The 25,354-nt window shown below is 37.4% G+C and carries 22 protein-coding genes; 12 read left to right on the top strand and 10 right to left on the bottom strand.

Translation table 11 applies throughout. The features are described from left to right. The gene (locus T530_RS0101045) at positions 1 to 1,488 is read left to right on the top strand and encodes an alpha-N-arabinofuranosidase (RefSeq protein WP_027727406.1); all 1,488 of its coding nucleotides are present in this window, start codon (positions 1 to 3) and stop codon (positions 1,486 to 1,488) included. A gap of 63 nt (positions 1,489 to 1,551) precedes the next feature. Here the strand turns inward: T530_RS0101045 and T530_RS0101050 are convergent, their stop codons facing one another. Beyond that, a complete protein-coding gene (locus T530_RS0101050; protein WP_027727407.1) occupies positions 1,552 to 2,469 on the bottom strand; it encodes a transcriptional regulator in 918 nt (305 codons plus the stop codon). Between the two features lie 240 nt (positions 2,470 to 2,709). Here T530_RS0101050 and T530_RS0101055 point away from each other — a divergent pair, with 240 nt between their 5' ends. The 4 genes from T530_RS0101055 (at position 2,710) to T530_RS0101070 (ending at position 5,859) form a co-directional block, all read left to right on the top strand. Beyond that, a complete protein-coding gene (locus T530_RS0101055; protein WP_156011478.1) occupies positions 2,710 to 3,207 on the top strand; it encodes a hypothetical protein in 498 nt (165 codons plus the stop codon). Positions 3,208 to 3,504: 297 nt separating this feature from the next. Beyond that, entirely contained in the window at positions 3,505 to 4,353 is an 849-nt protein-coding gene (locus T530_RS0101060) for a hypothetical protein (protein WP_027727409.1), read from the top strand. A 97-nt stretch (positions 4,354 to 4,450) separates the two neighbouring features. Further along, entirely contained in the window at positions 4,451 to 5,350 is a 900-nt protein-coding gene (locus T530_RS0101065; protein WP_027727410.1) for an SH3 domain-containing protein, read from the top strand. A 92-nt stretch (positions 5,351 to 5,442) separates the two neighbouring features. Further along, the gene (locus tag T530_RS0101070) at positions 5,443 to 5,859 is read left to right on the top strand and encodes a hypothetical protein (protein WP_156011482.1); all 417 of its coding nucleotides are present in this window, start codon (positions 5,443 to 5,445) and stop codon (positions 5,857 to 5,859) included. 235 nt (positions 5,860 to 6,094) lie between these two features. Here T530_RS0101070 and T530_RS0101075 read toward each other — a convergent pair whose 3' ends face one another. Continuing rightward, on the bottom strand, positions 6,095 to 7,231 hold the full coding sequence (locus T530_RS0101075) for a hypothetical protein (RefSeq protein ID WP_027727412.1): 1,137 nt from the start codon (positions 7,229 to 7,231) through the stop codon (positions 6,095 to 6,097). A gap of 272 nt (positions 7,232 to 7,503) precedes the next feature. Between T530_RS0101075 and T530_RS0101080 the strand changes: the two genes are divergently transcribed. Next, complete coding sequence (locus tag T530_RS0101080) at positions 7,504 to 8,559, top strand: hypothetical protein (RefSeq protein ID WP_027727413.1); 1,056 nt, start codon at positions 7,504 to 7,506, stop codon at positions 8,557 to 8,559. A gap of 21 nt (positions 8,560 to 8,580) precedes the next feature. Further along, complete coding sequence (locus T530_RS0101085) at positions 8,581 to 9,984, top strand: alpha-amylase family glycosyl hydrolase (protein ID WP_027727414.1); 1,404 nt, start codon at positions 8,581 to 8,583, stop codon at positions 9,982 to 9,984. Between the two features lies 1 nt (position 9,985). Here the strand turns inward: T530_RS0101085 and T530_RS0101090 are convergent, their stop codons facing one another. The 4 genes from T530_RS0101090 to T530_RS0101105 are packed head-to-tail and all read right to left on the bottom strand — an operon-like array spanning position 9,986 to position 13,539. Next, positions 9,986 to 10,828 (bottom strand): glycosyltransferase, encoded by an 843-nt coding sequence (locus T530_RS0101090; protein WP_027727415.1) that lies wholly within the window; start codon positions 10,826 to 10,828, stop codon positions 9,986 to 9,988. Beyond that, positions 10,821 to 11,624: a 1-acyl-sn-glycerol-3-phosphate acyltransferase gene (locus T530_RS0101095; RefSeq protein WP_027727416.1), complete on the bottom strand. Its 804-nt coding sequence runs from the start codon at positions 11,622 to 11,624 to the stop codon at positions 10,821 to 10,823. Before T530_RS0101095 ends, T530_RS0101090 begins: the two co-directional genes overlap by 8 nt. Before the next feature lie 42 nt (positions 11,625 to 11,666). Further along, entirely contained in the window at positions 11,667 to 12,506 is an 840-nt protein-coding gene (locus T530_RS13190; RefSeq protein ID WP_038073234.1) for a lysophospholipid acyltransferase family protein, read from the bottom strand. Beyond that, positions 12,487 to 13,539: a glycosyltransferase family 8 protein gene (locus T530_RS0101105; RefSeq protein WP_027727417.1), complete on the bottom strand. Its 1,053-nt coding sequence runs from the start codon at positions 13,537 to 13,539 to the stop codon at positions 12,487 to 12,489. The genes T530_RS13190 and T530_RS0101105 overlap by 20 nt, the downstream gene beginning before the upstream one ends. A 112-nt stretch (positions 13,540 to 13,651) precedes the next feature. Here T530_RS0101105 and T530_RS0101110 point away from each other — a divergent pair, with 112 nt between their 5' ends. The 5 genes from T530_RS0101110 (at position 13,652) to T530_RS0101135 (ending at position 20,545) form a co-directional block, all read left to right on the top strand. Further along, positions 13,652 to 14,479 (top strand): hypothetical protein, encoded by an 828-nt coding sequence (locus T530_RS0101110; RefSeq protein ID WP_027727418.1) that lies wholly within the window; start codon positions 13,652 to 13,654, stop codon positions 14,477 to 14,479. 149 nt (positions 14,480 to 14,628) lie between these two features. Then, positions 14,629 to 17,847: an isoleucine--tRNA ligase gene (gene ileS / locus T530_RS0101115; RefSeq protein ID WP_027727419.1), complete on the top strand. Its 3,219-nt coding sequence runs from the start codon at positions 14,629 to 14,631 to the stop codon at positions 17,845 to 17,847. Further along, positions 17,834 to 18,769 carry a hypothetical protein gene (locus T530_RS0101120; RefSeq protein ID WP_027727420.1) on the top strand — a complete coding sequence of 312 codons (936 nt, stop codon included), beginning with the start codon at positions 17,834 to 17,836 and terminating at the stop codon, positions 18,767 to 18,769. Before ileS ends, T530_RS0101120 begins: the two co-directional genes overlap by 14 nt. Positions 18,770 to 18,781: 12 nt before the next feature. Continuing rightward, on the top strand, positions 18,782 to 19,816 hold the full coding sequence (locus tag T530_RS0101125) for a uracil phosphoribosyltransferase (protein WP_027727421.1): 1,035 nt from the start codon (positions 18,782 to 18,784) through the stop codon (positions 19,814 to 19,816). 144 nt (positions 19,817 to 19,960) lie between these two features. Continuing rightward, positions 19,961 to 20,545 (top strand): lipopolysaccharide assembly protein LapB, encoded by a 585-nt coding sequence (locus tag T530_RS0101135; RefSeq protein ID WP_027727422.1) that lies wholly within the window; start codon positions 19,961 to 19,963, stop codon positions 20,543 to 20,545. Here T530_RS0101135 and T530_RS0101140 read toward each other — a convergent pair. Genes T530_RS0101140 through T530_RS0101155 form a run of 4 tightly spaced genes read right to left on the bottom strand, consistent with a single transcriptional unit; the run spans position 20,542 to position 25,354 of the window. Then, positions 20,542 to 21,588: a hypothetical protein gene (locus tag T530_RS0101140; protein ID WP_027727423.1), complete on the bottom strand. Its 1,047-nt coding sequence runs from the start codon at positions 21,586 to 21,588 to the stop codon at positions 20,542 to 20,544. The two genes, T530_RS0101135 and T530_RS0101140, sit on opposite strands and share 4 nt — an antisense overlap. 3 nt (positions 21,589 to 21,591) lie before the next feature. Further along, a complete protein-coding gene (locus T530_RS0101145; protein ID WP_027727424.1) occupies positions 21,592 to 23,064 on the bottom strand; it encodes a motility associated factor glycosyltransferase family protein in 1,473 nt (490 codons plus the stop codon). Beyond that, the gene (locus T530_RS0101150) at positions 23,054 to 24,538 is read right to left on the bottom strand and encodes a 6-hydroxymethylpterin diphosphokinase MptE-like protein (RefSeq protein ID WP_027727425.1); all 1,485 of its coding nucleotides are present in this window, start codon (positions 24,536 to 24,538) and stop codon (positions 23,054 to 23,056) included. Before T530_RS0101150 ends, T530_RS0101145 begins: the two co-directional genes overlap by 11 nt. Continuing rightward, a complete protein-coding gene (locus T530_RS0101155; protein ID WP_027727426.1) occupies positions 24,539 to 25,354 on the bottom strand; it encodes a hypothetical protein in 816 nt (271 codons plus the stop codon).

Here is a 25,354-nt window from a genome sequence, read left to right on the forward strand (position 1 = left end):
ATGAGCAGTATTTCGCTTTTTATTGAAAAGAATTTCAAGCTTGCGGATGTAGACGACAGATTGTTCAGTTCTTTTATTGAACATCTTGGCCGCGCCGTATATACAGGAATTTATGAGCCTGGACACAAAGAAGCTGATGAACAGGGCTTCCGAAAAGATGTCATCAAGCTTGTACAGGAGCTGGGAGTTTCACTGGTTCGCTATCCGGGCGGAAACTTTCTTTCCGGCTATAAATGGACTGACGGAATCGGGCCAAAAGAGCTGCGTCCTAAACGTCTGGATCTGGCATGGAAGACAATTGAGTCTAACCAGTTCGGTATCGATGAATTTTATGACTGGACAAAAAAGGCCGGTACAGGAATTATGGGCGCCGTAAACATGGGAACGGGCACTCCAAAAGAGGCCGGGGAACTTGTTGAATACTGTAACTTCCCGGGCGGAACAGCCTGGAGTGATTTAAGAAAGAAAAACGGTCACGCAGAGCCTTACGGCATCAAAACCTGGTGTATTGGAAACGAAATGGACGGTCCATGGCAGATTTGTCACCTTGATGCAGTTGATTATGGAAAAAAGGCCCGCGAAACTGCAAAAATCATGAAATGGGTTGATGATTCTCTGGAGCTCGTTGCCTGCGGAAGTGCCACCTCCCTGCTCCCGACTTTCCCTGAATGGGACAGAATTGTTCTTGAGCATACTTACGAGCACATTGATTATCTTTCACTTCACCGTTATTACGAAAATCTTGGTAACGATGATAATTTCCTTGCTTCATTCGTCGAAATGGATTCTTTCATTCACAGCGTTACAGCCACAGCTGACTATGTTAAGGCCTTGAAACGCAGCAAGAAGACTATCAACCTTTCTTTTGATGAATGGAACGTATGGTACCAGCAGAAACAGCAGCCTCACGGATGGGAAGAAGTTCCTGCTCTTCTGGAAGACAGATATTCGCTTCTGGACGCCCTTGTTTTTGGTGGACTTGGAATTACACTTTTGAACAACTCTGACCGCGTAAAAATCGCCTGTCTTGCCCAGCTTGTAAACGTTATCGCACCGATTTTCACAATGAAAGGCGGTGCTGTAATCAGACAGACAATTTTCTGGCCTTTCAAGCACCTTTCTACCTTTGGACGCGGCACTGTATTAAAGACTTTGAGTAAGGCTCCTACAATCGAAACCTGTTACGGTGATACTCCTGTTCTTGCTACAGCTGTCGTTCATCAGGAAGAAAAGAAGGAGCTTACAGTATTCTGTCTCAATATCGATAAAAAAGAGAATCACGAGCTTAAGCTTGAGCTGCACGACTTCCCTGATATGACAATGATTGAACATATCGTTCTTTCCGGAAGTGATTTGCACGCAATCAACACTTTTGAAAATCCTGACAATGTTGCACCTCGCAACATTGAGGTCGTAAAAGGTGACAAGGGAACTTTCAATATCAATATTGATAAGCTTTCCTGGAATGTACTTCGCTTTAAGTACTAAGAGAAAGACACTGTTAAAGAAAAAAAACTGAACTGAAAAATCCTCCTTTCAGTTCAGTTTTTTTTAGTCTCTTTCTGAAAAAAGAGCCCTGACTTTTATATCCTGATTGTAGTTGCCAAATCCTTTTCCAAAAATCGTACAGCCACCAATGTTTGCGGCAGTTTCTGGCACGCTTATTCTTAAAGTGATTGTCTGGTCTGCGCTAATCTGCAGGTCATTTATTGTGACATCAGAAATCTTTCCGCCGTCAATAAAAGTTCCGTTTTCGTTGATAACAAGAAGCTTTAAAAGGCCGTAAGAATTCCAGTGCTTATCCCACCAGTCAGGAGTAAAAAGGCCGCGTTTTTCACCAAAATCGCCGGGACTTGTCCAGTAACCGATATTCTTGTCATTTACAGAAAAATAAATGTCGCTGGGCCAGTTTTCACAAATGCCAGGCGCTTCTGAACCGATTTCAAAAGAAAACTGCAGCTCCTTCAAAAGCTGATTCTGTTCAAGATAGTTTGGAATTCGGTATTCGATAAAGCCCTTTGTAAACCAGAGGATTCCGGCTTCCCTTGCACTAGGATCATCAAAATAGCGGGGAGAATCAATCTCACCGATTACTTTATTTATGCTTGCAATTCCGCAGGTAGGATAAACCTTGTACTGAGTAAAGTTACCCACAGGAATTTCAGTTTCATACATCTTAGTTTTGTCATTGGTAGAAAGAATATCAATGACAAACTGGTAATCTTTTAAAGTGCAGTTTTTCTGAGAACCGCGGATTCCCGGCGAATAAACCTGTTCAACAAGATTTGATTCTTCAAGGATTTTCATATGATGAGTTACAGCGCCGTTTGTAATATTGCAGGCCTCTGCCAGCTCATTCAGATTAATATTGCGATTGTTGGCAATAAGCCTGAGCATCTGTAAACGGGTCGGTGAAAGCAGGGCTTTGCAAAGCGCTTCAATTTCAGCATCGGTTCTAAGCGTTCTCATGCATTTATTATAACGGATGCTAAAACTTTTTGCAAAGCTTTAAAATAAATTAAAATCAGAGATTTTTCAAAAAGAACATACGCGTTACTGCTGACAGTCTTTACAAAAATTATTTCACCCAGGAACCAAAAGATTACGGCGGAATCCAGGCTGTGTTCTTCTTAGATTCCACAGGCCGTATTTCTTCCTCATAATATACGCTACATTTTTGGTGAATGTAAAATCAGCTATATTGAAGATGTGTCTGAAATTTCTAAAAATCAGATTTATGACTATATTTGTCTGAACTGTGCATTACCGTTCTGGGAACTGGACTTCAATCTGAGAAATCTACAAAATCATTACAGAGAATTCCTCTTAGGTTTGTCATTTTTCAATATTCCACAGGAAAATCTGGATTTGATTTTAAAATACAAGGTAAAGTATATACTTATTGATTTGGAGAACGAAGAAGAATTTTCTTTTTGCAAAAAAGCTTATGAAGAAAATAAAGCTTACCGTTCAAAAAACACTTTTGATGAATCAAGAAGAATCTATTGTGATTTTACTTCCGTTTATGAAAAACTTCCTTTAAATCAAAAATGTGCTTTCCATTATATGATGTCTGGCAAAACACAGAAAGAGTTCCTGTACGATTTTGGCTTTAACTCCAAAGGTACTGCTTCTACTTACTGGCAGAACACTCTTTGTAAATTTAACGTAGATTCTGTAATAAAACTGCGCAATAAGTTCAGATAGTCTTTATCCGCCTTGAGGAAGTTTTTCACCAGTATTGGTGAAAAGTTTCCTCCGTCTTGGTGAAAGGTGTCACCAGCATTGGTGAAAAAGTTCCTCCGTCTTGGTGAAAGTTTTCATCACGTTTAAGGAATAGATTTTTTCTGTGCCTATGAGCCAATGAAATTCAAGGATTTTGATTAGACAAGGTAATAACCCTTAAAAAGAATTAGCGAAATTGTTACAATAAAATGGTTTACACGGATCTGTGTAATATATGTTATGTGGACGTCCGTACTGGGGCGCTTTTGGAGAAATAAAATGAAAAAAAAGGTTTTTACAATATTCGCTTTCTTTTTAATCTCAACTTTTATTTTCGCAGCGGAAAATAATTTTTTCCTTGATTTTAATGAATCAGATTTTGAAGTAAGTAGTTTTTTAATTGAAGGAAAAACTGAATATTCTCAAAATAAACTTTCTTCAAATGATGAACTTCCATGGGTACCAAAAACAGCAAACAATGCATTTGTAATAATAAAAAACTGTGATACAAAAGATATAATTATTTCATCAGGTTATGTATCAAAAGAAAGACCTGATTTATTTGAAAAAAATGCTCGTCCAAAAATTTTATTAATCGAATATTTAAACTCGAAAAAGAATAAAAAAATTGAATTAAAAGATACTTACGAGCCTCAAACAATTAATATTTTTTCTCCAAAAGAAGAAAGTGAAACAATAAAAATATCTTTTATTGAAAACTATAAAGGAAGTAAATATTCAGATCTTTGTATAAATTATATTTGTAAAGCAGTATGTAAACGTAATCCAACATTTTCAATTGATTCCAACACATTAGACTTTGAAGAACATCGTTCATTTGGAGAATTCATCGACAACTTTTATGATAAAAATTTAAAAGTAATGATTGGACAGGATATTTTTCTTATCTATAAAAATAATAATTTTCCAGAAATAAAAATTAATAATTTTATAGTAAACCTAAATATTTCAGCGTCATATAGCGAAGCTTTTGGAGTTCGAATTATTGATGGTAAAAAATATGAAATAAGTATTTCGTGTGATGATACAAGTGAATATTTTATTTTTGATAAAGAATCATATACAATTGAGAAAACGAAAGTTGTAAATCGTTCGGGAAAAGAATAAATCGTATAAAAGGTTCGTAGCCGACAGCGGGTCGAGCCCGCTGCGGTACAACCAGTTGTTATGTGGACGCACCAGTGGTGTGCTTAGGAGAAAAAAGTTGAAAAAAATAATTTGTATATTATTTTCTTTTACAGTTTTGATTGCTTCACTGTTTGCAGACAAAAGCCGCTTTTATGAAAATGGGAAAGTCATCGACACAGTGTATGTCGATTCTGAAGATGGATTGAAAGTTAGGGATTATCCTTCGCTCAAATCGAACAGAATATGTGGATTATCTCATAAAATGCGATTACAAGTAGTTGCAGTTGGAAAAGAAGAAACTATAGATAATATAACAAATCCGTGGGTTGAAATTTTAATACCAAATATTTATTGGAAAAATAGAAATGTACCTGAATACGGCTGGGTGTTCGGAGGCTATCTTTCTAAGAATTGGCCAGGAAAAGGACTGGCATTGCATACTCTCAACGAAAAAAAAGAATATCTGACTCAATACAATTATTATTGGGCAAACTATCCAAATTTTGTAAAGTTTTATAAAAATGGAAGTTGTGATTGGTTTATAGAATCTTCGCCTAAGTATGGAAAAGGAACCTGGACTTTAGATGAAAATGACAATCTCGTATTATCGCGGGACGATTCCAGTTGGACAGAAAAGTATCATATTAAAAAGTATGATTATGGATTCTTTGAGACAGATACGCCATTAAATCTTTCAGATAGAAATGTTACATTTGGATTACGAATAGATTGGGATGTGCATTTGAATCCAGAATTGATTTACTCAAAGGAAATTTATTATCTGTATGACAGAGAAATGCTTTTTTGCGCAGATGAATCTTATTTCAAAGATAATTATGAAAAATTGACAAAATCTGGCATCTCACCATTGGAGAATTCTGATAACCCATATATTCAAAAGCGTTATGATTCATATAAAAGATACTGGGAGCCAATAAAAGCAGAGCACCAGAAACAAGCCGACGTGATGAAATAAAATCACAAAGCCGACAAAAACTTTTGTGACAATTCTGCCGTTGGCAGAACCGTTTTTACGGTTTAAAGATGCAACTATTTATAGAAATAAATATGAATAAAACAGCAGAACATGCGCTTCAAATCGGATGTCGCATTCAAGCTGCGTCACCAAGGGTGAATAAAAAATTAAAACAAGGAAATCTTATGGTTATACTTTTTCTTTTACTTGTAGCAGTTATATATACTATATTTTTATGTATTGGTACTATTGCTGCTGCCCTGTTGGAAAGCTTAATTATGTATTTTCCATTAATTATACTTTGTGTACTATTCAATACTGCTTTTATAATACAAACAGTAATTGCAATCATTTCCAAAATCAAAACAAAGAAGTTTGGCAAGGGAAATATAATTAGGACAATTATTTTAGGAATAATTACATTTGTTTTGTTTATAATCTCTATTATTCTGATTTTTCTAAAAAATTTTCAAGCATGGAAAGAGCTTTTCTCGTCTTGGGTAAGTTAGCTATTTCCTAATATTAGACCTGTTCGGAAACGCTAGTCGCAAAGCGACCGCAGTTTCCGCTCAGGAAGGAAATGGGATTGTGTCAAATTTAGTTCACAATTTCGATTATGAAAAAGCCATATATCCATCATGCTGCGTTAAACAAAATCTCCTTTTGAACTTTTATTGAGCAGAGCTTTGCATTAAGGCCGTAATCGTCAATTGACGCTTACGACAAATTTTCAATTACTATATTCTAAAAACTTCTTTTTGGGCAAAACGCGGAAGCCAATTCCAGAGGCGTTATTCCAAAACCTGATAAATAAATTTTTCCCGCAGAATCTTTTGTAATTCTTGTGGGATAAACTTTTGTAAAATCAATTGAACTTGTATTAAACCATGTCAAAGGAACGACATTCATGATATTTATGTTAGCATCAAAAGTATAAACCGCGCAGTAATAATCATTTTCATTGTACTGCTCTTCTTCCGGAACAAAGTAAGATAAAAATAATAAATCTTCCGCCAAGCCAAGCTCTTTTATTTCCGGCAAATAATAACTTCCGCTTTTGCTGTGAGGAATCACAATTTCCTTATAAAAATCGCTGCCTTCCTGCTTTGCATAAAACATTTCTTCCGGATTGTCATATTCTTCGCTATAAAAAGTTTCTATTTCATCTTTTGTAAAAGTTTTTGTCAGTTTTGAAACATCAATTATAACAAAATGAAGGTCTTCACTCACATTCCAAAGCAAAAGCTTGTTATCATCCAGTTTTTTGATATAGGTGTTTGGCGAAATAAGCAGCAGAGCTTCCTTACAATTTTGAGCCGCTTCCAAATATGTGTATTTAAAATTATCGCTGTGTAAATAATATTCTTTACCGGAAAATTTCTCGATTCTTAATGTGTTGAAATAATAAGGTGAAAATCCCGGATCATCTGAGAATAAGTCAGTTTTTTCTGTGGATTTGGTGTATAAATTTTTTATGTAAACTTTGCGTCTGTTTTTTTCTGAATAAAAGCCTTTAACAACAGAATAGTTGGAAATATTTTTACTTTGCGGCGTTTTATTTATCGCAAAAGGTTTTGCATAATATGTTCCGTCTTTTTCAAAATGCAAAGTTACGTTTATTGTTTTACCATAATCAGTAAGATTAAAAATCTCGCATAAAACCTCGTTCTTTTCCTTACAGATTTTATTGATATTAAAAAATCGCAATGTAAACAAAACCAGGATAAAAAGGCCTACAAAAACCGGAATAAGCAGTTCAAAAGTTGAAAAATTCTTTTTATCAAGTGAAAAGATAGCTGTAAGAAAAAATGCGCCGGCCGCAAGCAATAACAAAACCTGCTGTAAATAATCATTTTTCACTGTGTTTTTTAAATTTATCATTTCTTTATCCTAAAACTTTATATTCGCCCGGGAATATTCTATTTTATTTCGAATCCGCAAATTGAATTTACGTTTACATAATTATACCACAATTTAAATCCATTCTCCACGAATCTTATATGGAGTAATTTTAATATTCCAGGGGAGAAGTTTTTCACAGTCATTTTCAGTTTCTGCATAAGGGGCTTATGCCGACGATTCATGTGATTACGGCCAAAATTAGGAATAGTTATAAATTAATCTGCCCTTATAATTTTTCCGATAATAACCTTATGAAACGGTCTTTTTTTGCATTTTTTTTGATTTTAGGGGCTTTTCTTTTTGCTCAGGAAAGCTTCCGTCCGGAGGAATTTCAGGCTCAAAGTGAAGTAACCCAAATTCCTGACGAACTTTACGGCATCTGGGAAGGAAAAGACCGCATTGTTTTTTTTGAAGAAGCTGGCGACGCCGGCAATTTGCAGGCAGTAATTTTTCTTAAAGAATATTACGGCTGGTATTATGACAGGGCAGTGGAACCTGAAGAGTATGAAGAAAAAGCACCACGCACCCGTAATAGCGGTACTACAAAAGATGCTCAGCAGATTTATATCGATATAAAAAATCTAAAAAAAGAGGAAGGACGTTTTGTCTCTTTTGAAATGGAAACTGCGCTTTCCCGCCGGCAGAAAAATCTTGTGCCCCTTCTGATTGCAGATGACAAAATCTTCCTTGATTTTTACCTTCAGGATGAAAATGATAAGAATATGTTCATAGGGCATTCTCTTTCCCGCGGAATTACTATGAATGAGCAGCCTTTAAGCGAAAATATCGGAGTATTTTATCTGACTGCTGAAGGCAATTCCTACTTTGACATCCGCTACTGGAAATCTGACATGGATTTTGAAAGCGAAAAGGTAAACTTTACCCTTGGTGACGTTTCCTTTATGGTGCCAAAGCACGTAATTTCACAAAATCAGAATTATTCCTGCGTCAGCGGTCGCAGCAAAAAAATCAGAAATCCTCAGGGGGCAATCAGCTTTGAAAAGCGGGGAGTAAAATATATGGGCGGGAATGCCGCCGAATCTCCTTTTTTAATTCTTGATAAAGAGCCTTATCTTGTCCGCATCGCAGATAAAAAGACTTTTGATGATTTAATGAAGATTGTAAAAGATGCCAACAGCCGCCGTAAGCCGGACCCGCCGGCTCTTTTCCCGCCGCACGAGCCGCCTCTTGACTGGCACTGGGATTTAATAGATGCTTTAGAAAAGAATAATCCATATATTCAGGCAGTTCGCGAGCGTCAGAAAGCCTTCGGGCCGCGGGCTAAAGATTTAGAAATACATAAATAATTTGTATAAAAGGATTTTACTATGAAAAAAGTATTGCTTGCCTTACTGGTTTTAAACTTCAGCCTTCTTTTTGCTGTCCCAAAATCAAAAATTAAAGACGGCGCCATCTTACACTGCTGGTGCTGGTCCTTCAAAACTATAGAAGAAAAACTCCCCGAAATTGCATCTGCCGGTTTTACCGCAATTCAAACTTCCCCGATTAATACCTGCCTTGTCGGGGAAAAGGGCGGGCTTGAACTTTTTGGCCGCAACGGGGGCGGAAAATGGTATTTTCACTATCAGCCGGTTGACTGGAAAATCGGAAACTATCAGCTTGGAAGCCGTGAAGATTTTGAGCGCATGTGTAAAAAGGCTGAAAGTCTTGGAATCGGCGTGATTGTTGACGTTGTTCCAAATCATACTACACCTAAAAAAGAAGCAGTCAGTCCTGATTTTATAAAAGCCTGCGGCGGAATTGAAAAGCTTTATCATGCAAACAGCAGTCAGTCCGTAAAAAGCTATGTAAACCGACTTCAGTCTACAAGCCATTCAATGGGCGGGCTTCCAGATGTAAATACAGAAAATCCCTTGTTTCAGGCATATTTTATGAACTTTATGAATGATGCTGTTGATTGCGGTGCTGACGGCTTCCGTTTTGATACTGCCAAGCATATTGCCCTGCCTGATGACCCTCTTGATCCGGCTGCCACAAAAAATAATTTCTGGCCTGTTTTTACGGGAGCGGAGGCTGTAAACGGTCTTAAGCTTCATAAGGCGGCTGACTTATTTTTGTACGGCGAGGTTTTGCAGGCTGAAAATACACGTGAAAAAGACTATGCCAAATACCTTGCGGTTACTGCAAGTCACTATGGAAAAACTCTCCGCAGTCAGGTAAAAAGTGATTCTGTATCTGCAAAGTATCTTAAAAACTGGCGCAATGATGCCGGCGGAAATAATCTTGTAACCTGGGTTGAATCTCACGACACCTACGCGAACGAGGGTGAAAGCGCAAAGCTTACAAACTTCCAGCTTCGCGCAGGCTGGGCTGTCATTACGGCGCGAAAAGAAGGCACTCCGCTATTTTTTAGCAGGCCTAAGGGCGCGGAAGGGGTACAGTTCCCCGGCGCTTCAAAAATCGGCGATGCAGGAAATGATGAATTTAAAAATCCTGAAGTTGTTGCCCTGAATAATTTCAGGACTGCAATGCGTGGTGAAGAAGAAAATCTTTTTAATGCTGATGAAGACGGCGGAACTAAGATTTTGTGTATTGAACGCGGTAAAAAGGGAGTTGTAATTATTAATACAGGAGATGAAGTTAAAATAAAGGCTCCTTCATCTTTGCCGGACGGACTTTACGCTGACAAGGCTCACGGCCTTCAATTTAAGGTCAAAAAGGGAATGCTTTCTGCTAAATTAAAGGCCAGAGAGATTTATGTAGTGTATTAATTTACTGCTGATTTTCAGCTTCAAACTTGCCTTTCAAATAAACGTAGTCGTACAAAATATCATCAAAATTTTCATAGCCGAAAATCTTATGAACTTTTGTAATCTTCCACTGCTTGATGTTGGCAACGTGAGGGTATGGCAGCCAGAAAAGGCGCTTTGAAAAATGACGGATAACAGTATCCTTATAGAGGAACTTCTGGTCATTAAAGCGCTGGCTCAAAACCTTCTGCTTTGTAGTGCTCAAAATGATGGCGCTTTCGTCAGCGAACAAAAGCTTTTTATTTTTGATAAAGTTACGGCTCTTTTCCAAAAGTCCTGTCTTTTTACATTCTGCAAGATTAAAAAGAATTACTCCCGCATTGATAAACTTTCTTCTAAAGAAGAGGATGATTTTTCCGTAGTGGTCGCGGCTGGCCGCATATTCAACCTTGCTGACATCCTGATCCCACAAGAGGCGGACATCGCGGTTGAATAAAAGGTCAATGTCCAGGTACAAAAGCTTGTCCGGCATATTAGGAACCAGGTCGGCAAAAAGGCGGAGCAGGGTATAAGGAGAGCAGTAGCACTGTTCGTTAGGACTGTTTGCAAATTCCTTGTCGTAAAGGTCCCGAACATCAATTTTGATTACGGTATTTTCAGGATTATAGCCTTTTACAACGTCGTCCAGAAATTTAATCTGCTGGTCTGTAAAAGCCTTATATTCAGGTTTGATGTGGCTTACGTCCATTGTGTAAATGTAAAAGGTAAACGGCTCTTTTGTGTCTGTGCGCTTCAAAATAGAAAGCATGGTTGTAAGCGCGCCGTCAAAAACTTTATCGTTGCCGCAGAATAAAATATTAATCATTTTCTTTCCTTATATATTTAATGATTTCGTAATTACTGTTTTTTGCCCGCTCGCACATTGTCCTGTAAATGCGGTCACGGAGCTCTGTTTTCTGTTCTTTTGATGGGAGGCTTTCATCAGGGTAAAAGGGGCCGTCCACATAGGTTACAATTCGGGGCTGCTTTGAAAAGCGTCTTTTCTGATAGGTGTTTGTAAAGCAGAAGGAAGGAACCTTATGCTGAACAGGATATCTGAATGACAAATCAGAAAAAGGCCTGATTTTTGTGTAGAAAGGCCAAATGTGAGCTTCAGGGTAAATCATAACTGCCTTGTGCTCGCTGATTCTGGTCTTAATGATGTTCATAAAGTTTTTTGTAGCGCCCAGAGTGTCCGGCAGGGGAAGGGCTCCCAGATAATGGGTGATGTTTCCAAGTCCCGGAATGCTGACGTTATTGGGGTGAACTATTACAAAAACACCGCGGGGAAAGCTTACAAAAGTGGGGATAAGGGCGTCGCAGACCGGGTTTGTGTGGTTTGCAAAAACAAAATAGCCACTTCCCTTATTGTTTTTTGTAAGGGCGCGGCGGTTTACGATTTTATGGCGGTATTTAAGCTTTAGAAATACAGCCGCAATGGGAAGGGCAACAATTCTATAGAGAAAAAAACGAATCAGCTTCCATCCAAATGTCGATTTTCCGTAATCATAATTTTCATCAATTTTACGGGCTTCAATCTTCATCGGTGAAAATTCTTCGTTGAGTTCGTCTGTGTAGTAAATTGTATCAGGCAGTTCGCCTCTAACCTTATCTTTTTTCATAAAAAATTGCCGGGTCTGCTGGCCCGGCCCATCCTTGTGGATTTATTTTGTAAGATATGTCAAAGGAATTCCGTAAGTTTTTTCGTAAACTTCCTTCCACATTTCATAGTTCTTTTCGCGAAGCCATTCAATGTTCTGCTTTTTAGATTTATTCGGATCTGCATAAAGGGCTGGCAGAATGTGAACCTTGTAAATCTGAATAGGGAAGCCGTCATCACCTGTTTTATCTGAATCACGCATTGTGATGAACATAGGCAAAAGAGGAACATTATTTTCAACGGCAAAGCGGGCAGCTCCCGCAGTAAGCGGACGAGGCTTTCTGTAGTTCCACCACATTCCCTGCTCTGCGTAAACCAGAATCTTCTGCTTCTTTTTAAGAAGGGTTTTGATTCCGTCAAAAAATTCCTTTGTTACAGAATAATTTGAGCTGAAAGGCAGGGTATTACAGCCGCGGAAAAGATAGCCGTAAAAGCCCGGGAAGTTTGTGTAATTTCCTTCACGGATAACCTTCCACATAATGTGGTGCTTCAGGTATTTATCGATTGTGAGTAAAACTGCAAAATTATCAAAAGCGTTAAAGTGATTGCAGGTCATGATAAGACCGCCGTCTTTTACAGCCTCGTAGTTTTCAATACCCTCAGGTTCGTCCATAAGAAGTCCGCCTGATTTTACAAGACCCTGAATGAATTTCCAGCCGGCCTTGTTTGCAAAATGAGTCTGAATCTTACTGCGAAGCTTTCGTCTTGTGTAATCAACTTCACCAGGTTTCAGCTGGCGGGTAGGAGGATCATCCTCAACATCCTTACTCCACCACTGATTTTTCTCGTATTCCTCAATACGGGCTAATACTTCAAGTCTGTCCTTACTTTTTTCTACTGCCATATACAGATCTGTGTCCTTTTATTCCAATAAGTTTAGAAACTTTCTTCAACTTAGATATTTTAGACAATTTTCTGATAAAAAATCCACCCTCTTTCATAACTTTCTTGTGAGTCAGGCGGTAGCTGTTTGGGCTTTCTGCGTCCTCTTTTGTTGCGGCAACAAACCATTCGAACATATCCTTGTCCTTCTGTTTTGCCGCATCATCATAAGCTGCAAGCTTGTCTTTCAAATCAAGATAGAAGTCTGTCTGCTTTGCATAGAACCAGAAAAGATTTTCGTAAAGTACGTTTTCATAGTGCCATGGGCGCCAGATAATTTTATAATGGATGATTTTGAGGTTTTTATCATCGTATGCATCATTTTTGAATGCAGTTTTATTCCAGTCTAATGGAAGAATCATTTTGTGATCTCTCAAAAGAACGTTGAGGTAGTCTTCGTCCTGAACGATGCGGAAGGTATATTTTTCTGCAAGGGCAACAAATTTTTCTGCAATTTTGTCCTTGAGCATGCGTTCTGTATTCAAAAGCATTACGCCGGCATTGAAGTAATCCTCCGGTTCAATTCCAAGAGCCCCGCGAGGGTAGTTGAGCCAGTTGGGATGAAGAATGAAAACTTCCTCCGGTGCTGCCGCAACGTAATTATTTCCAAGGTCGATGTTATAAAGTTCAGAAATATCGCCTTTTACGATGATATCGCAGTCAAGGTAGATGATTTTCTTATATTTTGGAAAAAGATTTGGAATAAAGAATCTGTAATAAGTTTCCTGAGAATAATAGTCACGGAGTTTAAAGAGGTGACGGAGTTTATCAAGTTCTGCAGTAAGCGAAATGAATTCAATGGTAGAATTTTCAGTTGCCATCTTTACGATTTTTTCACGCTTATCCTGTGAAATGCTTGTTGTAAGCACGTAGATTTTGTACATGTAATTCTTTGAGGCATTAGAAAGAAGTGATTTGATTGCTGTTGCCAGAAGAGGAACATAATTGTCATCCGAGGCAAAGAAAATTGGAATCTCTTTAGTTGTGTTTTTCATAAAATTGGAAATCTCCCTTTTATTCCATCAGTTTAAATCAGTCTTTTTTTAATTAGACATAGCGGTGTAAAAAAAGGTTGCAGAAAAGTGATTTTTTTTTTATCCTTTTTGCATGATTTTTAAACGAATTTTTATTTTTATCACATTTTTTTCTGTTTTTAACTTGTTTGCAGATGATTTTTCTGATTACGAAATGGATATTATCAATCAGATTCAGGAATTCCGTTTTTCAACCCGCAGTCTGAAAAGCGCTGATGAGGCAATTAAGGCGGTTGCTGATTATAGAAAAACTCTGCTTACTGATGATGTCCGAAAAAAGCTTGGAGATGAAGCTGAACTTACAGCCGACAATCTTCTTGTTCTTGAACAGTATAACTACATGTATGAAAAAGAGATGAAGTCTCCTGACCTTGAGCCTTTCATCAAGCCTCAGTATGAAAAAATCGCAGCCTGGGATGCTGAACATCCTTTTGATAAGGCAAATCCTTACTATATTCTTTCCAGCGGCGATTTGACTAACTCAACAATGCAGTTTTTGCCTCAGGGAAAGGCAATAAGTCTTGGCATTCAGGAAAAGAAGAATTATGACATGGTGGTTGCAAAATACCCTAAGCTTGCCTTTGGACTTATAAATGCCGCCCTCTGGTATTATTTTGCGCCGGCGATTGGAGGGGGCAGCATGACAAAAGCCCGCGAATACTTTAGTCGCGCTGCTGAATCTGCCGCAAACAATTACGAAAAATTCTATGCTTATGTTTATTATTCTCAGTTCCTTTATGAAAATAATGAAATGGAGACTTGTGAAAAATATCTGAAAAAAGCAGAAGAGCTTCTTCCTGATAACCGCTGGACTCCTTTTATCAGAAAGATGAATGCAAAATCATACAGCGTTCTCGATTATTCAAATAACCGCGATAAAATAGAAAAAAAGATTCAGTAAAATAGCCGCAGATGAGACACGGATGAACGCAGATAAAAAACATCTGTGTCCTGTCTGTGTGTATCTGTGGCTAAAATCAATCATATAGAATAAAATCTCATTTTGTGTCATAATTGGTTAATTTATAATATCTAAAAGGACACTTAATAATGAGTTACAAACCCGTTGATCCAAAAGTTGACTTCCCTAAGCAGGAAGAAGAAGTTTTAAAATATTGGAAAGATAACAAGACATTTGAAAAATCTATAAGCCAGAGAGAAGGGGCAGAGGAATTTGTTTTTTACGACGGTCCTCCGTTTGCTACTGGTCTTCCACACTTTGGTCATTTTATTCCTTCTACAATTAAAGATATTATTCCGCGCTACCAGACAATGAAGGGCAAGAAGGTAGAGCGCCGCTTCGGCTGGGACTGCCACGGACTCCCTGTTGAAAACTTAATTGAAAAAGAGCTTGGAATTAACTCTAAGCACGAAATTGAAGCTTACGGAATTGATAAATTCAATGACAAGTGTAAGGCTTCGGTTCTTAAATACACCGCAGAATGGCGTCAGACTATTACCCGTATGGGACGCTGGGTTGATTTTGACCATGACTACAAGACAATGAATCCTGAATACATGGAATCAATCTGGTGGGTTGCAAAATCACTCTGGGATAAAGGCCTCATCTACGAAGGAAAATATATTCTTCCATATTGTCCACGCTGTTCAACAGTTCTTTCTACTCACGAACTTGCACAGGGCTATAAAGACGTTCAGGATCAGACTGTAACAGTACGCTTTAAGATTACAAAGGCTCCTGAAGGGGTAAATGACCCTGACATGGCAAACGGAAAAAACTACTTCCTTGCATGGACAACAACTCCTTGGACTTTGCCTTCAAACCTTGGGCTTTGTATGGGACCGGAAGTTGACTATGTAAAAATCCTTGATAAGGAAAGCGGCGACTTCTACATTTTTGCAGAAGCAAGACTTCCTGCTTACTACAAGAGCGAAGATGCTTACGAAATCATTTACCGCCACAAGGGTAAGGAATTCCTTGGTGCTGAATATGAGCCTTTGTTCCCATATTTTGCCCGCCTTAAGGATGCTAAAGTTTGCGCAGAAGAGTCAAATCAGAAGTGCGAAAAAGGTGCTTTCCGCATGTTCAATGCAGACTACGTTTCTACAGAAGACGGTACTGGAATTGTTCATATTGCTCCGGCCTTTGGTGAAGAAGATAATAAGATTTTCCGCGGAACTGGTATTCCAAACGTTGAGCCAATCGATGCTGAATGTAAATTTACAAAAGAAGTTCCTGAATATCAGGGCGTTTTTGTAAAAGATGCAGATAAAGATATTATGAAACGCCTTAAGGAAGAGGGTAAACTTGTAAAACGTGATACAGTTGTTCACTCTTATCCTCACTGCTGGCGCTGTGGTTCACCTCTTATTTACCGCGGAATCGGTTCATGGTTTGTAAAGGTTGCAGATCACCACGAAGCTTTGCTACGTGCAAACAGCCAGATTAAATGGCAGCCTGCCCATATTAAGGAAGGCCGCTTTGGTAAATGGCTGGCAGGAAGCCGCGACTGGGCAGTAAGCCGTAACCGCTACTGGGGTAACCCTATTCCAATCTGGAAGTGTGATGATCCTGACTGTAAGCATACCTTGTGTGTAGGAAGCCGCGAAGAACTCAAAAAACTTTCGGGTACTTACCCAGAAGATTTACACAAGCAGTATGTAGATAAAATTACTATTCCTTGTCCAAAATGCGGTAAGACAATGCACCGTATTCCTGAGGTTTTTGACTGCTGGTTTGAATCTGGTTCAATGCCTTATGCCCAGCAGCATTATCCTTTTGAAAATAAAGAATATTTTGAAAGCCACTTCCCGGCAAACTTCATTTCTGAAGGTCTTGACCAGACACGCGGATGGTTCTATACACTTACAATTCTTGCAAGCCACCTATTTGACAAGCCTGCCTTCCAGAACTGTATTGTAAACGGACTTGTTCTTGCTTCTGACGGACGCAAGATGTCTAAATCACTCCGCAACTATACAGACCCTGTTGAAGCAATCAACAAGTTTGGTGCAGATGCACTCCGTCTCTTCCTTATTCACTCTTCTGTTGTTAAGGCAGATGACCTCCGCTATTCGGATGAAGGTGTCCGCGATGTACTTAAATCAATCATCATTCCTCTGTGGAACTCTTATTCTTTCTTTGTAACTTATGCAAATATTGATAAGGTTCAGCCAAATGGAAAGGCTTTTGAAAACAAGCTTCCTTTAAATCCTCTGGATGCATGGCTTTTGTCTATTACCCAGAAGCTTATAAAGGATGTTACAGAAGCTCTTGATGATTATGACCTTTCTGCGGCAATCGACCCGATTGTTGCCTTTATTGATGAACTTAATAACTGGTATATCCGCCGCAGCCGCCGCCGCTTCTGGAAATCAGAAAATGACAGCGACAAAACAGAGGCTTACGAAAGTCTCTATATTGCACTTAAGACTTTGTGTCAGGTTGCAGCTCCTGTTACTCCATTTATTACAGAAGAAATGTGGCTCAACCTTAAGACAAGCGAAGACAAGGAATCTGTTCATCTTACAGATTATCCTGTTTACAATGCTGCATGGCGTAACGAAGAGCTTGAGTTCAAGATGGGAACTGTTCAGAAGGCAGTTTCTATGGGACACTCGCTGCGTAACCAGTTCAACCTTAAGAACCGCCAGCCATTGGCAAGCGTAGCTCTGGTAACACGCAATCCTAATGAAAAAACTGTTCTTGCAGAAATGCAGGATACTATTGCAGAGGAATTGAACGTTAAGAAAGTTGAATTCCACGACCGCGAAGACGAACTTGTAGAATATAAAGCAAAGGCAAACTTCAAAGTGCTTGGTAAGGAACTTGGAGGCCTTATGAAGAAGGCAGCAGGCATTATTACAGGCCTTTCTTCTGAACAGATTCAGGCAATTCTTGACGGAAGCAAAGTTACAATTGATGTAGACGGAACTTCTGTAGATTTGACTGAAGAAAAAGTTCTTGTAGACCGCTTTGAAAAAGATGACCTTAAAGTTTTGAACGAAGGAACTCTTACAGTTGGTTTGGATTCAAAAGTAACTGACGAACTTAAGAAAGAAGGTTACATCCGTGATTTGATTCGCGGTATCCAGAACCAGCGTAAAGAAAACGGCTACGAAGTTACAGACAGAATCAAGCTTGAAATTTCTGGTGACGCAGTTCTTAAATCTGCTTACGAAATGTTCAAGGATTTTGTTGCCGGCGAAACACTTGCTGCTTCAATTTCATGGGCAGACAGCCTGTCTGATGCTGTAACAGTAGACGCTGACGATGCTAAATGGAGCTTTAAAGTTGAAAAAGCATAATTTTTCAAAAAAAATTGCACTTTCAATTTGTGGACTGGCACTTGCTGCCAGTCTTTCAGCAGGATTTCTTACAGGATGTAAAACTCTTCCTGTAGAAACTCCTGTAAATGTAAATGCGCTTGATTTACTTGATAATGACAGCGCCTTTTATATCGCAATTCCAAATGGAGTTGACCCTGAACTTATCGTTCGTTTTTTACAGAACAACATAAAAGATATTAGCGAAAACGATGCCAGATCTATTTCAAAAAGAATTGATAATGTTTACTGCGGTCTTAATCACAAAAAGAATAAGACTCAGATTCAGATTACTTCTGATGCAAACTTTGGAAATAGCCTGGCTTCAAAACTTCTTAATGAAAAAACTGGATGGAAGTCTGGTCTTGTTACTACGGCTCAGTCTAAATCCTATGATACATATGAGCGAAATGCCCTGGAACTTTGCTTCCCGTCAGAAGATATTGCATTAATTGGTCGTGATATTCCTGTAATGCTTTCTCAGTTTGACACTGTTTATGAAGAACTTTCTGGCGCAGAGGAAAACGAGCTTCCTATAGAAACTTCGCATCTTTTGGATGATCAGATTTATGATTATCTTTCGCAGGCTGCATCAGAAAATGAAATCCGCTTTTATGCGGGAAAACCGCAGTCATTTCTTACCATCCTTACTGGCGCAAATCTTGATTTAAAGCTTGACCATGTAAGCGGTTCTTTTGTCTGCGATCCTGATTATCCGTCTCAGTATCTTCTTAAACTTGATTTTAAGTTTAAAAACGCCAGCTATCTTAAGGCGGGCAGGGGATTACTGACACTTGCATTTGGACTTACAAATTCTAACTGCGAAATTATCGGGGATGATGAACTTATTATTTACGATATAAAAATTGCAAAAAAATCATTATATAAAATCTTAATTCTGTAGATAGAGGAAAATATGTCTGATAACAAAATTATTCTTAAAGCTGAAGATTTGGATGGCTACCTTACAGCCGAAGATATGTCTGATTTGAAACGTCTTGACGAGATGTTTAAGGAGACAATGCAGTCTTTCGAGCCTGTAGATGAAGCAAAAATCGTAGAAGGATATGATAAGCTTGGAAAGGAAATGCAGGCTATCTGTGCCAAACACCCAAATATCAAGGTTTTCTCTTTTGTTACAGAAGAAGGCGCCCATGCTGAATGTTCCCGCGTAATTTCTAAACTCCGCGACATCAATACAGATCACCAGGAGTTTATGTACTACAGCCAGCGCGCATACGAAATGCTTTTCCGCATGGCTTACACAGACCAGCATTCTGATAAAAAGAGCCATATGTTTGTAAAAACTCCGGTAACTTATCCTGTTCAGAACTATGCCGTTCATAAAATCCCTGATATCGATGATAAAATTGAAAATACTGTAATGTGCGTTATGCTACGCGGCGCTCTTCTTCCAAGTATGATTATGTCAAAGGAAATTCAGGAGTATTCTTCTCACGATTACATTACTCCATTTGCCCTTTTCAAAATCAGCCGCAACGACAAAAAAGGCGAGTCAGACATGGAATACATCATGGATTTGAACAAGTCTTTCTTTGACCTCAAGCAGCTTGACGGTAAAGATTTGATTTTTGCTGACCCAATGAACGCAACAGGCGGTTCTCTTGTAACTGTTGTTAAATATCTTCAGGAGCAGGGAGTTCATCCTAAATCAATCGCTTTCTTCAATACAATTTCAACTCTCAAAGGAAGTATCCGCGTAACACGTGCCCTTCCAAACTGTACATGTTACACACTCTGGGTTGACCCTGTAATGAACGAAAAAGCTTACATTATGCCAGGTCTTGGTGATGCCGGCGACCGTTTGAACGGCTGTGATACTCAGGATTCTCCTCGCAATATCATTCAGCTGATTGCAGACTACGGTCACAATATTTCAGGCCTCTACCGCCGCCAGCTTTACGAAATTGAAAAAATCGTATTAGGCTAAAAATTCATCAGCGGGAGAAAAATTATTTTGAAAAGATTTTTACTCATAACATCTTTAAGCATTTTCTTTTTCTCCTGCGTGTCAAAACCAATTCCTATTCCCGGTGATAAAAAAATAGCTGTAAATAACATATATGCTGAATATATGAATATTGCGGATGTATATTATTCGCTGGAAAAATATGACAAGGCGCTGGAATATTATAAATTAAGCATGCAAAATTCCAAGCTTTACTGGGCCGCTTATTATAAAACTGCCAGGGTTTATGCCGTTCAGTCTAACTGGGAAGCTGCGCTGCCAATGTACCGCAATCTTTTACGCCGCGACAAGAATAATGATTCTTTGAAAGCTTCCCTTGCTTATATTTATGCCATGACAGGCAAGCTTAAAAAAGCAGAACGCGCCTATAAAGAACTGATTTATCTTCAGCCAGATAACCGAGATTATCTTGAAAATCTGATTGCTGTTTATTTTGCAAGAAAGCAATATGATGAAGGTAAGCGCTATCTTGATGTATTAATAGAAAAATTTCCCGACAGTGAAAATATTTCCAAGTTTAAGGATCTTGTCAAAACTATTGATGATGAAAATGCAGCTGAAGTTCCTCTTGAAGAAGGGGAAACTTCAGATTCAGATAAAAGTATTTTTGACGAAGAGCTTGAAAACGAAGAAGCTGCTAACGGGGAGTTACCGCCACCACCTCCTGAGCGCGGTAAAAATAAATCTTAATTCTGATTCATAAATTCGTTATACTGTTCTGTATTTGCGCGGAATGCGATAACTTTTTCTTCTGTTTCTTCTGCGTGTTCAAGGGCTGCTTCAGCCTCGAATAAAAGTCTTTCGCCAGTTACAATGCGCTGGTTTCTGTTGGAAATTCCCACATAGCAGACAGGTTTGAAATCTGCATAAGTCTGTTCAATTTCATTAATTGTATTTTCTGCAATTGTCAGGTTTTCATCGATATTTGTATCATTTTTCAAAAGAATAAGGGTGTCGTCTTTTCCTTCAAAGACAAGGTTCTGCGCCTTCATTCTGTCTTCAAGAAGTTCAATCAATTTTCGGTATTCTTCAGATGTTTTTTCAATTCCAAGGAACTTCATTACAAAAATTGCAAATTCTTTTTCATTTGCAATGGAATTTCTAAGGAGCTCTGTAAGTGTTTCATTAAAACTTACATCATATTCATCTTTTGATTTTTCTTCATTATTTACATCCTGATTATCTTCTGAATCAGCTTCATCATTATTGTTTTCTTCTGTTTCTTCATCAGAATCCTCGGCAGTTTTTGCCTGACCCTGGTTAGAAACAATTACAATGAGAATAAGTGTTATTACGGTTACCACAAGGATGATTAAAAAGGAGCTTTTTCCATATTCAAAGATTTTTGACGGGCGAATCAAGTAGCCTTTTGCTTGCAGAGTAATTGTTCTGTTTTCATATGAAATTGTATAACTGAAATTATTAATGTATCTTGAATCCTGAATAGAAGTTTCGGGATAAAAAAATATATAGGAATCGTTCATTTTTAATGTAACTTCAGCAATTCTGTCTGATGAATGAACAAATTTATTTAGCAGCTTTGATGCTTCTGTTTCAAAATTATCATAAGATGTATTTTGCATCATTTTATTTGTAATAAAATTAAAGGATTCTTCAGTTTTTAATTTACCATCCTGATATTCAGAATATAATGAAGAACAGAATAAAATAATTGAAAATAGATAAATTGCTACTGCAAAAACTGAATAAATAATTACAGACTGTTTTTTCATAATTTATAAATACCTGTCTAAAGTTTTTCGAGCAATATTATAGAGCTCTTTATAATTATTATCGGAAAATTCTGAATTTTTTCTTAGCCATGCGATGTAAGGAAGTAAAATTATTTCTTTTTTTTCATCGTTTTTAAGCTGTTTTATAAAGGCCTTGTAATCGAATGTCTTGGAAGACTGTGTTTGTAAGCCGGCCGGGTGGCTTTTAATTTCAATATTATAAACAAAGTCCTTGTTTGAAAATTCCGCGCCGGTATTAGTAAGATATTCTTCAAAGGATGTTCTGTAGCCTTCAAGAACTTCTGTGCTTTTATTATTGTTTTTGCTGATAAGGGGAGTTCTGTACATCAATTTGGAAAAAAGCTTTTCTGTTGAATTAAGCCGGTTACTTTGAAGCTGATAAAGAGTATCAAGATATGAGCCCTTTGCATAAGGCTTATTGTCTGGATATGAAAAATCAGCTCCGAAAACTTTAATTTTTGAAAAGCCCATCTGTATAGCCAGGTCCAATGCGCTTATTGTTACCGTGCCGCTTCCGGAATAAAGCTTTAAGAGCTTAAGATTTTGAGACTGCTTTGCATATTCGCTTAATGGGTGCCCTGAGGTAAAATAAGATAATCTTGCCTTGTCAGAAATATTTCTTGCGGCGCTTGGATTTGAAGACAAATCAAAAAAGAAGGCAGTTTGCGAGTTATTTTTTACATGGCCTAAAAAATGATTGTAGGAAAGATACTGACCGTCAAGACTTACTGCTGCATCTGCTTTAATGCCGTATTTTGTTAATATAGTGTAGGCTGTGTCGGTTGCAATAATGTAGTAATCACCCTTTTTCAGTTCATTGATATAGTTGTCTAAAGATGGCCCTGCCGCAATTATTGCCGCTGTTTTGCTGTTAACCGGCTGAAGGTTATTTTCCTGCTTATTGTTTGGAAGAATTTTCAGATTGCAAAGTATATTTTTTTGCCATATTTTTCCAAAATGCGCCTGTACTGAAAAATCTGCCGAGACTTTTTTCAAGCCGCTTTGAATCTGTTTTTGAAGTAAATCTATAATATTTGAGTTTTCATTAATCCACGCCTTATTTTCAAAAATCTTGATATTTCCGTAAAGGGCAGGGATGTAATTACTTATTATTGCCTGACAAAGATTTTCTGAATGATAGAAAAGTATATTTTTATTTTGAGATAAATTTTTTATTGCTGTCAGATGACTTAAAAAAGTAAGCTCATTTTCTGATTTTTCAACTGCAATTATTTTTGCTTGAGGGAAAGTTTCTGCAATGTTCTGAATTAATATGCCGCTTCCAATTCCTGTTATGATAAAAAATCTTGTGTCTGGTGAAAAAGTCTGAATTATCTGTTTTGCTTCCCTTTCAGGATCATATTTTGATTCTATACTTCTTCCATTTTGTAAAATTGGAATTTCTTTTCCGGTTTTGGATAATATTATTTCTTTATAAATTGAATTAGTCATCATTTAAAATTTTCTGTAATTTTTTCATCAATCTTGAGTTTTCTTTTTCCAGTTTTTCCTGAGCTTCATTGTTTTCAGGATTATGCTTGATTGCAACAAAATCCAAAGGAAATAAACTTTTTTTCCAGCCTTCAGTATTACAGTTTCTTAAAATATAAGTCAGGACATTTTTAATATTTGTTTTATTTTCTAAAGCTGAAAGTTTTTTGCTTTTGCTGATAGAGAATGTTTTAGAAGAAGTATAAAGCTTGCATTCTTCAGCAAATTTCTCAGGGCTGATATCTATAATGTCACCAAGACTATTTTTTTTGCCTTCTTCTGAAATAATTCTGAAAAATTTATTATTCTCCAGCTTTTGATTGCAAAACCAGTCTTTGTAAATCATTAAAGACTGGTTCTTAAAGCCAGATTTTGCAATTCTTTTTTCTTTTGAATTGATAAAATAATCATTAAGGCAGGCATTTTTTTCAAGTTCATTTGGTTGAGTATGCTGAAAACCTTTTTGTTCGCTTAGGTCCAGGCCTGAATAATATATTTTTCCTGTCGTAAGATTTTTTGCAAGGTCTAAAGCTGTTCCGCTGACAGTTCCATTGCGTTTTGCTTCAATAAATGGAATAGATGTCTGATCCGCAAGTTGGCGTGAAATGCCGTCATTATAAAAAAGTGGAATTATCTTAAGATTTTGTAAGATCTCTTTTTTGCAATAAGCTTCTGAAGTTATTGCCAGCGGTATTTTATTTTTTGTAAGCTTTTTCAAATGTTCTCCAGCCCAATAGCCTCCATCCGTAGAAATACAAAAATCTGGGATAATATCATTTTCCAAAAGTGTTGTTATTGCAGAACTTAAAGCAATAATTACAAAAGATTTCTGGCCTTTTTTAAGGCTTTCAAGGTTATCTTGTAAGCTGGGGCCTGAAGCAGCAATAAAAACTGGTGAACTTGTTTTATTGAAAGTATAAAAATCCTGCGCGTATTTAATGAAATTTGCAGAGTTTATAAGCCATTTTTTTTCAAAAAACTGTCTTGTAACTAAAAGTGTCTTTGCAGTATCAAGTGCCTGTTTTATCTGAAGCCAGACCTGCTTATTTTCATCTGGGAATATCTTTTCGGATGCCGTCCAGGAAATAAAGAGCACTGAAAAAATATTGTCTTCTGAAAATTCCCTAAGTAAATGATTTTTTAAATCACTGATACTTTCTTTATTAAAGGCAAAATCAAAAAGATTATTGTAAGATTCAAATTCATGTGTATACCTTATTGCTCCGATTTTTGCATAAGGAAAAGATTTTTTCAGATATGGAGCACAGTAAGAAAGACCTGGTTCAGTTATAATTACATATGAGGGCTTGAAGGTTGATTTAATGTTTAATGAAAATCTTTCTGCTTCTTTAATAGGTGAGTATGCAGAGTGAAGAAGGAGCCCATTAGCTTTTACAGTTTTTACTCCTTCCTTAGTATCAAGATATTCAAAAATCAATTAAATCACCTTTAAGAATTCTTTTGCAGCGATTGCTGACTGTGCCTGCCCTAAAAAATTAAGTCCTATTAATTCGGCGCTGCTTTCAAGAACAGATTTTAAAAGCTTTACAAGATGATTATGCAGCAGTTCCGGCACAAAAACTGATTTAAGTGAAAATATTACGTTGACTGCGGTTTTTGAACTTTTGGAAACTGCAGAAGGCGATGCAAAATAAGAACTCATGCGGTTAAAAAGTTCGCTCATAAGGGCAATTTCGTATACATCGCGGGAGTCACTTTCATCCTTGTGTTTTTTTGACAGAAAATCATCAAAACTTTCTGAAAAATCAATGGAAAGCATATAGTTTTTATTTTCAGGATTAAGCTTTATATCCGTCAAATCCTGCCAGCTTGCCTGATTTATCTGTTTGTAAGAGAGTAAAAGTTTTTCTGTCAGATTTTTATTGCAAAGTAAAATAATTCTGTCTTCTGCAAGCCTGCATATGCTTACAGAAGTAATTCTTTCTTCCAATTCTGATGAAAAAAACTGCAAAATCTGGTTTAGGGAAAAATCGCTTGAAGAAAAATTATAGATTTTCCCTAAAACCGGAGTCAGGCCGTCCCAGAAAGTTTTTGTGGAATCTGAAAGAAGAATTGTTTCTCCGTCTAATCCGTATGAATTTTTACAGAAGAAGAAATCAGAATAATAAAATAGTTCTGCAAATATTTCTATTTTATTATTCTGAATAAAGTTCAGGAAACTTTGCTCATTTCTGCTGATTTGTAAGTTTTCAATCTTATGTAATAGTCCTGAATTCTGAGATGTTAAGTCCAT

The sequence above is a fragment of the Treponema sp. C6A8 genome, from assembly GCF_000619925.1.
Lineage (GTDB): Bacteria > Spirochaetota > Spirochaetia > Treponematales > Treponemataceae > Treponema_D.